Source organism: Silvibacterium sp. (assembly GCF_047605705.1).
Lineage (GTDB): Bacteria > Acidobacteriota > Terriglobia > Terriglobales > Acidobacteriaceae > Silvibacterium.
In genome coordinates this window covers 48779-57642 of sequence record NZ_JASGFD010000033.1, presented here as the reverse complement: position 1 = coordinate 57642, position 8864 = coordinate 48779, and the positions used below count along the sequence as shown (strand labels likewise).

Genomic DNA, 8864 nt, shown 5'->3' with positions numbered 1-8864 from the left:
ATGAGCGAGGGTGGCCGCGGCGGAATGGCCGGGCGCGGAGGACGCCGCCTGCGCTCGACGCTGGTGATGGCCGAGGTGGCGCTGGCGCTGGTGGCCCTGGTCTCGGCAGGACTGTTTGTGCGCAGCTTCGAGCAGGCGCGGGGAATGGACCCGGGCTTCGACCCCAGGCACGTGCTTCTGGGTAAGTTCTATCTCGCGACCAGCGGATACGACCTCGCCGCGCGCAAGGTCTTCGTACGACAGCTTGCCGACAGGATGAGCGCGGAGCCGGGTGTGAAGGGCGCGGCCTACTCCGACGGCGTGCCGCTGGGCTTCGAACCGAGCTGGTGGGAGGACCTCCAGATCGAGGGCTACGTTCCGAAGCCGGGCGAGAACATGAAGCTCTTCCGCAACGTGGTGTCACCCGGCTATCTCGACCTGATGAAGATCCCGATGGTCGAGGGGCGCGAGTTCACCGAGCACGACGACGAGCAGTCGCGGCTGGTGATGATCGTGAACCAGACCTTCGAGCAGAAGTATTTCGGCGGGCATAGCGCCATCGGACATCGCGTGCACGGCTGGGGAGAGTGGATCACGGTGGTGGGCGTGGTGAAGGACAGCAAGTATCACTACGTGGGCGAGAGCGGTGTGCCGTACTTCTACGTGCCCTTCCGGCAGTTCTATCGCGCGGATATGGACCTGGCGTTCTACGTGCGCAGCGCGGAGGGTGACCCGATGCAGATGCTCGCGCCGCTGCGCAGGCAGGTCACGGCCATCGATCCGGATGTGAACGTCTACGATCCGGACTCGCTCGAGGACTTCATCGGTGCGTCGCTCTACTCACAGCGCGTGGCCGCAAGCCTGCTGTCTGTGATGGGCGCGCTGGCGATGATCCTGGCCGCGGTGGGACTCTACGGCGTGGTGGCGTATGCGGTCTCGCAGCGGAGGCGGGAGATCGGCGTGCGCATGGCGCTGGGCGCGCGGCGGGAGGATGTGTTGCGCATGGTGCTGGGGCAGGGGATGCGGCTGACGCTGGCCGGAGTCGGCGTGGGCGCGGTGTTGTCGGTGCTGGTGGTGCGGGCGGCGGGCGCGCTCCAGTTCCGTACCTCGGCCATGGGCGCCGGTACGCGGCTGCTGAACGGTAGCGGTATGGGATCGCTGCTGCTGGCGGCTCTGGGATCGGCGGCGGCGCTGTGCGTGGTTGCGATGCTGGCCTCTCTGCTGCCGGCGCGGAGCGCGACGCGGGTGAATCCGGTAGAGGCATTACGGGCGGAGTGAGCACAATGAACGGGTCAACGAGGAATCGATTCACGATGAGCCAGGTAAGAGCGTTGTTTCGGCGGGTGACAGGGATCTGGCGGCGGGATGACGGCGAGTTTGCCGCCGAGCTCGAGGGGCATCTGGCGATGGAGATCGAAGACGGCATGCGGCGTGGCCTCACAGAGCAGGAAGCGCGGCGGCAGGCGCTGGTTCGCAACGGCGGACTTGCGCAGGCGCAGCAGGCGTATCGCGAGCGTGGCGGGCTGCCATGGCTCGAGCAGTTGATGCAGGACGTGGCCTACGGCGCACGCACGCTGGCGGCGAAGCCGGGCTTTGCGGTGGTGGCCATTCTGACGCTGGCGCTCGGCATCGGCGCGAACACGGCCATGTTCTCCGTGGTGGACGGCGTGCTGCTGCATCCGCTGCCGTTTCCTCATCCCGAGGAGCTGGTGACGGTGAATGCCAGCAAGCCGAACTTCTCGGAAGGCTCTGTCTCGTATCCGAACTTCCGCGACTGGCATCGGGACAACCGGACGCTGGCAGGCTTTGCGATCTCGCGGGGAACCGGCTACAACATGACCGGCCTCGGCGACGCGGAGGAAGTGCGTGCGGAGCTGGTGTCGTCGGACTTCTTTTCTCTGCTCGGTGTGAAGCCGTTGATCGGTCGGCTCTTTGCGCCGGGGGAGGATGAGATCGGGCGCGCGCCCCTGGCGATGGTCAGTGAAAGCTTCTGGAAGCGCAAGCTGGGCGGCGATCCGAAGGCGCTGGGGCATGTGCTCACGCTGGATGGACGCGACTACACCCTCGTCGGCGTGATCCCGGAGAGCTTCCGTCTCGCGGTGGGAACCTTCCGGGCGGCGGAGATCTACGTGCCGATCGGGCAGTTCGGGAACCCGGCCCTGAAGGATCGCGGCGCCGGGCTGGGTCTGCACGGCATCGCGCGGCTGAAGCCAGGCGTGACCTTCGCGCAGGCGCAGGAGGATCTGCTGCACGTCTCGGAGCGGCTGGAGCAGCAGTATCCGCGCGAGGATGTGGGCATTCGCGCGAAGCTGACGAACTTTCAGGACTCGATGGTGCGCGAGGTGCGGCCGTTGCTGCTGGTGCTGCTGGGGGCCGTGGGCTGCGTGCTGCTGATCGCCTGTGTGAACGTCGCCAACCTGATGCTGGCGCGGGCGCATGCGCGTTCGCAGGAGTTCGCGGTGCGCGCCGCGCTGGGCGCTGGACGCGGACGGCTCATCCGCCAGCTGCTGACCGAGAGCGCGATGCTCTCGCTGGCAGGCGGCGCGCTGGGTCTGCTGGTGGCGGCGCTGGGCACGAAGGCGGCCATCGCCGCGTTGCCCGCGACGCTGCCGCGCGCGGCGGAGATCCACATGAACGGCACGGTGCTGCTCTTCACGCTGGGTGTGAGCCTGCTCTCGGGCATGCTCTTCGGCCTTGCGCCGGCGCGGAAGGTCTCGCGGCAGAGTCTGGTGGGCACGCTGAAGGAGGGTGGCCGCGGATCGCATGGCGGGCAGAGCCGGGCGCAGAGCACCCTGGCCGTGCTGCAGATCGGATTTGCGCTGGTGTTGCTGGCGGGCGCGGGTCTCGCGATCCGCAGCCTGGTCGCTCTCTCCCATGTGCAGATGGGTTTTCAACCTCACGGTGTACTGACATTTGGCCTGCAGGCAGCGCCCTCGGTAGCGCGTGAGGACGAGAACGGCGTGCGCAGCTATCTGCGCGAGGCCGAGGCGCGGATCGCCGCTACGCCGGGCATCGAGGCGGTGTCTTTCTCCTGGGGCGCGATCCCGCTGGATAGCGAGGACGACCAGTACTTCTGGCTGGACCGCGAGGCCAAGCCGCAAAACCAGAATCAGATGCACATGGCGCTGCGCTACAACGTGGGGCCGGGATATCTGAAGACGATGGGCATGACGCTGCTGCGCGGGCGCTTCCTTCAGGCTGGCGATGATGAGCACGCGCCGCCGGTGGTGGTCATCGACGACATCTTCGCGAATACGTATTTCAAAGGCCAGGACCCGATCGGGAGAGAGGTGCATTTCGAGAATCTCGAAAAGCCGTCCCTGGTCGTGGGTGTAGTCGCGCACGTGAATCAGTGGGGACTCGACAGCGATGCGAGTCAGTCGCTGCGCGTCGAGACCTTCCAGCCGGTGATGCAATTGCCGCCGGTACAGATTGGCCTCGTGCCGATGGGAGTGGACGTGCTGGTCCGGGCGAAGGGCAACGACACGGGTGCGGCGCTCGCGGCGGTGAAGCGCGCGATGACCGAAATGAGCCGCGAGCAGGTGGTCTACGGTCCCGCGACCATGGACTCGATCGTGAATGACTCGCTCGCGGGCTGGCGCTTCTCCATGATCCTGCTCAGCGTCTTCGCGGGCGTGGCGGTGGTGCTCGCGAGTCTCGGCATCTACGGCGTGATCGCCTATGCGGTGAGCGAGCGGCGGCAGGAGATCGGCGTGCGCATGGCGCTGGGCGCGGACCGCAGCCGGGTGATGCGCTGGGTGCTGGCGCAGGGCGGAAGGCTGGCGCTGATCGGCGTAGCGCTGGGGCTGGGCTGCGCGGCGCTGGTGACGCCGATGATGGCCAGCTCGGCGCTGCTCTTCGGCGTGCGCTCGTTCGATCCTCTGACCATGGGCGCGGTCACCGGCGTGCTGCTGCTGGTCGCGCTGGCGGCGTGCGCCGTGCCTGCGTGGCGTGCGACGAGGGTGGATCCGATGGCGGCATTGCGGACGGAATAACGAAGCGAGGGTGCGATGCGGATGCTCAGAGCATTTCTGCGGCGGTTGTCGGGGGTTTGGCGCAAGGATAACGGCGAGTTCGCAGCCGAGTTTGAGAGCCATCTGGCAATGGAGATCGAGGACGGCGTGCGGCGTGGCCTGAGTGAACAGGAGGCGAGGCGGCAGGCGCTGGTGAGGCATGGCGGCTTTACGCAGACGCAGCAGGCGTGGCGCGATCAGCGTGGCCTGCCGTGGCTCGAGATCCTGCTGCGCGATCTTTCGCACGGGGCGCGAAGGCTGTGGCGCGCGCCGGGCTTCGCGCTGGCGGCCATGACGATCGTTGCGCTGGGCATCGGCGCAAACGTGGCGCTGTTCACGCTGGTGCGCGCGGTGCTGCTGCGGCCACTGCCCTTTGCCGATCCATCGAAGCTGGTCGCCATCTATGGCATGGACGAGCCGGGCGAGGAGGCCTCAGGCAATCTTGTCGCGCCCGGCGATTACTATGACTGGCGCAAGGCGGCTGGCCTCGAGAACATGGCGATCTGGCGCGTAAGCGGCTTCAATCTTGCGGGCTCCGCAGGCGAGCTGCCGGAGTTCGCCGATGCAGGCGCGGGCTCGGCCTCGCTGCTGCCGACGCTGGGCGTGCACACGGCGCTGGGGCGCTGGTTCACCGAGGAGGAAGACTCCGGGGAAGGTCGGCTGGTGACGGTGCTCACCTGGAGCCTCTTCGAGCGGCGCTTCCATGGCGACCCGTCGGCCCTGGGCTCGACGATACGGCTCAACACGCAGGCCTACACGATCGTCGGCGTACTGCCGCCGGACTTTGCCTATCCCGACACGGAGACGGCGCTGTGGGTGCCGTTCCGCGCGGATACGAGCCCGAAGATGGCGGCGAACCACTACGGACACCAGGCGCATGTGGTCGGCCGGCTGCGCGCGGGTGTGACCGGGCTGACGGCCAACGAGGAGCTGACGGCGATCCAGCACCAGATCGTTGCCCAGTTCGGCGGCGCAGGCCCCGTGCGCAAATTGGTGGAGACGCGCCCCATGCAGCATGACCTGACGAAGGGCGTGCGCGAGCCGCTGCTGGTGCTCATGGCCGCGGTCGGCTGCCTGTTGCTTATCGGCTGCCTGAATCTTGCGAACCTGATGGTGGCGCGCGGCGCGGGCAGGCGCAGGGAGATCGCGGTGCGCGCCGCGCTGGGCTCCAGCCGTCTGCGGCTCTGCGTGGAGCAGGTGGCGGAGAGCCTGGTGCTGTGCGCGGCTGGCGGTGTCGCAGGCATGGCTCTGTCAGTGCTCGCCGTGCGCTGGCTGGTGCGCCACTGGGATGGCCTTCCCCGGGCAGAGAGTGTGCACGTGGATGGCGTGGTGCTGCTATTTGCGATGGGGCTGGTGATGCTGACCGGCGTGCTCTCGGGGCTGGTTCCAGCGCTGGCTGCGACTGGCGGCGGCATGACAGAGGCTCTGAAAGATAACGCCCGCACGATGAGCGCCGGCGCCGGCCGCACGCGCCTACTGCGCACCATGCTGGCGGCGGAGGTCGGCCTCACCGTGGTGCTGCTGGTCTGCGCGGGGCTGCTCTTTACCAGCTTCCTGCGGCTGAAGGGCGAGCAGATCGGCTGCGTGACGGACAACGTCCTCACTATGCGCTTCTTCCTGCGCGGCAACGCCTATCAGCAGCCGTCGCAGATTGTTGCGCTTCATACGGCGCTGCTGGAAAAAGTGCGTGCGCTGGGCGGGGTTGAGGCCGCGGGGCTGACCAACGTGGTGCCGGGTGACGGCTACTACGGCGATACCGATGTGTGGCTGCCGGGCGAGGATGAGACGCGCGCCTCGCAGCACGAATCGCCGCTCTTCCGCACCGCCGATCCGGGATATTTCGCGGCCATGGGGATTCCCCTGCTGCGCGGCAGAAGCTTCACCGGGAACGAGCGCCTGGATAATCATCATTTCCTGGTGGTCAATCGCACCTTCGAGAAGATGTATTTCGGCGGAAAGGACGCGGTCGGGCAGGTCGTTCGCACGTCGCTCACGCAGGATCTCGAGACCTTCGAGATCATCGGCGTCGTCGCGGATACGCCGTGGGAGCTTGGGCAGCCGAACCGGCCGATGATGTGGTTTCCGATCCTCTCCGGCGATCGCGCGGTCGCACCCGACGCGGTGCTGGTAGTGCGAGGCAAGACGGATGTCACATCGCTGGCATTGCCGGTGCAGAAGATCGTGGCCGGGCTCGATGCGGACCTGCCGGTGACGCGCATCCTGACCATGAACCAGGTGCTTGGGCTTTCGACAGCCGACTCGCAGCGGAATGCGGCACTGCTGGGCGCCTTCGCCGGGCTCTCGCTACTGCTGGCGGCGGTGGGACTCTACGGCGTGCTTTCGTACGTGGTCGCGCAGCGGCGTGGGGAGATCGGCATCCGCATGGCGCTGGGCGCGCGGCGCGAAGAGGTGCTGCGGCTGATGCTGGTGACAGGTCTCGCACCGGCGTTGTGGGGACTGGGCTGCGGCGTGGTGGCGAGCCTCGCGGTGACGCAGGCGCTGCGGGCGACGCTCTATGCGACGACGCCGCTCGATGCCGGTGTCTATGCGGGGACGGTTGCGGTGCTGCTGGTGGCGGCGATCGCAGCGTGTCTTATCCCTGCATGGCGCGCGGCGAAGACCGACCCGATGATTGCCCTGCGATTGGAATAAAAAATGCCCTGCGAAAGCAGGGCGTTTCTGTGTGGACCTCGTGCGTTGTGTTCCGGTTCGAGCTTTTTCTCTTTGTCATTCCGACTGGAGCACAGCGGAGTGGAGGAACCTGCGGTTCTCATCCATCTCTTGGCTTTTATCTCCGCAGGGTGGTACGAGAGCCTCTGTGCTCTCCGTGTCCTCTGTGGTGAACGGGGTTGTTTGTACCGGCCATCGGCATTCGACATACCCACGTCTCAGAATCGAGACGTGGGGCACCCGATTCTCTTCCTCTAGAAATAAAAATTGTCATTCCGACCCAAGCGGAGGAACCTGCGGTTCTCTCAATTCCCGAAAAGAACTGCGGGTTCCTCCACTGTGCGAGACGATAAATCCGTCTCGCTTCGGTCGGAATGACAGATGCTTTTGTGCGAGTCCTGTGTTCCCACCCAAGCGGAGCCTGGGTGGGCTATTCGAAGCGTCTCGCGGCCAACGGGAGCGGAGGCCGAAGGCGATCCGCCCTGCGCGGAGCAGTTACTTCTTTTCGAAGCTGGCGATTGCGGTCAGGACTTCGTCGCTGTGGCCGCTGGGCGCTACCTTGGTCCACACCTTCACGATCTTGCCGTGCGGATCGATGAGGAAGGTGTTGCGGTTGGCGATCTGGAAGCCGGCGAAGTTGCCGAGCGAGCCATATTCCTGCACGGTCTTCTTGTCCGGGTCGGCGAGCAGGTTGAAGCTCAGCGAATCCTTGGTGCAGAACTGCTTGTGGCTGTCGACCGAATCCACGGAGACGCCGAGAATGACGGCGTTCGCCGCCTGGTACTTGTCGAGATCGCGCTGGAAGTTGTGCGCCTCGAGGGTGCAGCCCGAGGTCATGTCCTTGGGATAGAAGTAGAGAACGACCCACTTGCCCTTGTAGCTGTCGAGGCTGACGGGCTGGCCTTCCTGGTTGGGCAGAGTAAAGGTCGGCGCGATCTGGCCTTCCTGCGGGAGCGTGCCGGTGTCGGCGGCAAAGCTGCGAACGGCGAGGCCGCCGAGGATGACAACGACGGCGGCGGCGATGACAACAAGTGTGCGAGACATACGATTCTCCTGCGAGGTTCGGGTGAAATGCGCGACGGGATTATTAGAGCACTTTCGAGGTAGCGCTTGCACGCCGTTCGGCGACAGCCGTGTGAATTCCCTGCTGCTGCGTGGAGTAGATGCTGGCGCTTTTCGCCAACAACCTGTCATCTCGACCAAAGCGAGACGGGTTTTCGTCTCACGCAGTGGAGCGAGCTGCGGTTCTCCTCACTCGGCGAGAATCCCCGCTACCCGCTCTAGCTTCATCCTGCCGTATTCGGCACAGCCACAATCGAGATCCCGGCCTCATCCGCCAGGCGGATCAGCTCCTCGCGGTCGAAGAGCAGCGTCCTGCCGGCTTCGAGGGCGAGACACGTGGCTCCGGCGTGACGCATGGTTTCGAGGGTGCGGATGCCGATGACCGGTACATCGAAGCGCATATCCTGCTTGGGCTTTGCGACCTTGACGACAGTGAGGCTGCGGGCCAGGGTCGTCTCCTGGGGTGTCGAAGCTTCCTCGTCGAGGGATTGCATCAGGGCCCCGGCGCGTTCGATGGCGGCGTCCGTGCCTTCCATGGCCTCGATGGCGACACAGGCCTGGCTGGCGATGACGACGGTCTGCCCGATGTCGTAACCGGCGATGGCGAGCGCAACCGTCCGTCCGTACTCGATGTCGCGCTGTTCGGTCTCGTTGGGGGAACGTGCGGTGAGCACGCCTGCGGGCGCAAGCAGCGGCTCGAGATACGCCGTGGAAGAGACGAGCTCGATGCCCTCATCGCCGAGAACCTTCGCCACTGCGCCGAGAAGCATGTCCGTGCTCCGGGTGCGCAGCGAAAGCAGCAGCTTGGCGAGCCGCCAGTCCGGGCGGATGCTCGAGAAAATCTGTTTGTGCTTGACCTGGCCGGCCATCACGGCCTTCGAGACACCTTCCTTCTGAAAGGTGTCGATGAGCTTTGAGAGCTCGCCGAGCGAAAGCCAGTGAACGCGGATGCCGCTGTCGGCACGGGCGCGGTCTTCGATCTCCGGCTCGGTCTCTTCTTTGATGGCGGCAACGACAACCTCGACGCCGTGGGCGCGTGCCGCGTCGAGGAGCAGGAAGGGAAAGCGGCCGTTGCCTGCGATCAGGCCGAGTTTGCTCGTAGTCATGATGGGGGTCAGGATGTGGCGACTGGTTGGAACT

At 65.9% G+C, this 8864-nt stretch carries 5 protein-coding genes; 3 read left to right on the top strand and 2 right to left on the bottom strand.

The genetic code is table 11. From position 1 onward, the window contains the following. The 3 genes from QM649_RS13030 to QM649_RS13020 all read left to right on the top strand — a co-directional run. On the top strand, positions 1-1257 hold a 1257-nt coding region (locus tag QM649_RS13030), incomplete at its 5' end, for an FtsX-like permease family protein (RefSeq protein ID WP_415199481.1). A 35-nt stretch (positions 1258-1292) separates the two neighbouring features. Continuing rightward, positions 1293-3974: an ADOP family duplicated permease gene (locus tag QM649_RS13025; protein ID WP_415199480.1), complete on the top strand. Its 2682-nt coding sequence runs from the start codon at positions 1293-1295 to the stop codon at positions 3972-3974. A 21-nt stretch (positions 3975-3995) separates the two neighbouring features. Continuing rightward, positions 3996-6644 carry an ADOP family duplicated permease gene (locus QM649_RS13020; RefSeq protein ID WP_415199479.1) on the top strand — a complete coding sequence of 883 codons (2649 nt, stop codon included), beginning with the start codon at positions 3996-3998 and terminating at the stop codon, positions 6642-6644. Between the two features lie 513 nt (positions 6645-7157). On the opposite strand, the gene QM649_RS13015 is transcribed toward QM649_RS13020, so the two are convergent. Together QM649_RS13015 and QM649_RS13010 are read right to left on the bottom strand one after the other, a co-directional pair. Then, a complete protein-coding gene (locus QM649_RS13015) occupies positions 7158-7706 on the bottom strand; it encodes a peroxiredoxin (RefSeq protein WP_415199478.1) in 549 nt (182 codons plus the stop codon). 242 nt (positions 7707-7948) lie between these two features. After that, positions 7949-8830 (bottom strand): LpxI family protein, encoded by an 882-nt coding sequence (locus QM649_RS13010; RefSeq protein ID WP_415199477.1) that lies wholly within the window; start codon positions 8828-8830, stop codon positions 7949-7951. Between the last annotated feature and the right edge of the window lie 34 nt (positions 8831-8864).

Bases quoted from the DNA above. Each gene is read 5' to 3' on its own strand.
- QM649_RS13025 (WP_415199480.1), top strand. From the start codon at position 1,293: ATGAGCCAGGTAAGAGCGTTGTTTCGGCGGGTGACAGGGATCTGGCGG.
- QM649_RS13020 (WP_415199479.1), top strand. From the start codon at position 3,996: ATGCTCAGAGCATTTCTGCGGCGGTTGTCGGGGGTTTGGCGCAAGGAT.
- QM649_RS13015 (WP_415199478.1), bottom strand. From the start codon at position 7,706: ATGTCTCGCACACTTGTTGTCATCGCCGCCGCCGTCGTTGTCATCCTC.
- QM649_RS13010 (WP_415199477.1), bottom strand. From the start codon at position 8,830: ATGACTACGAGCAAACTCGGCCTGATCGCAGGCAACGGCCGCTTTCCC.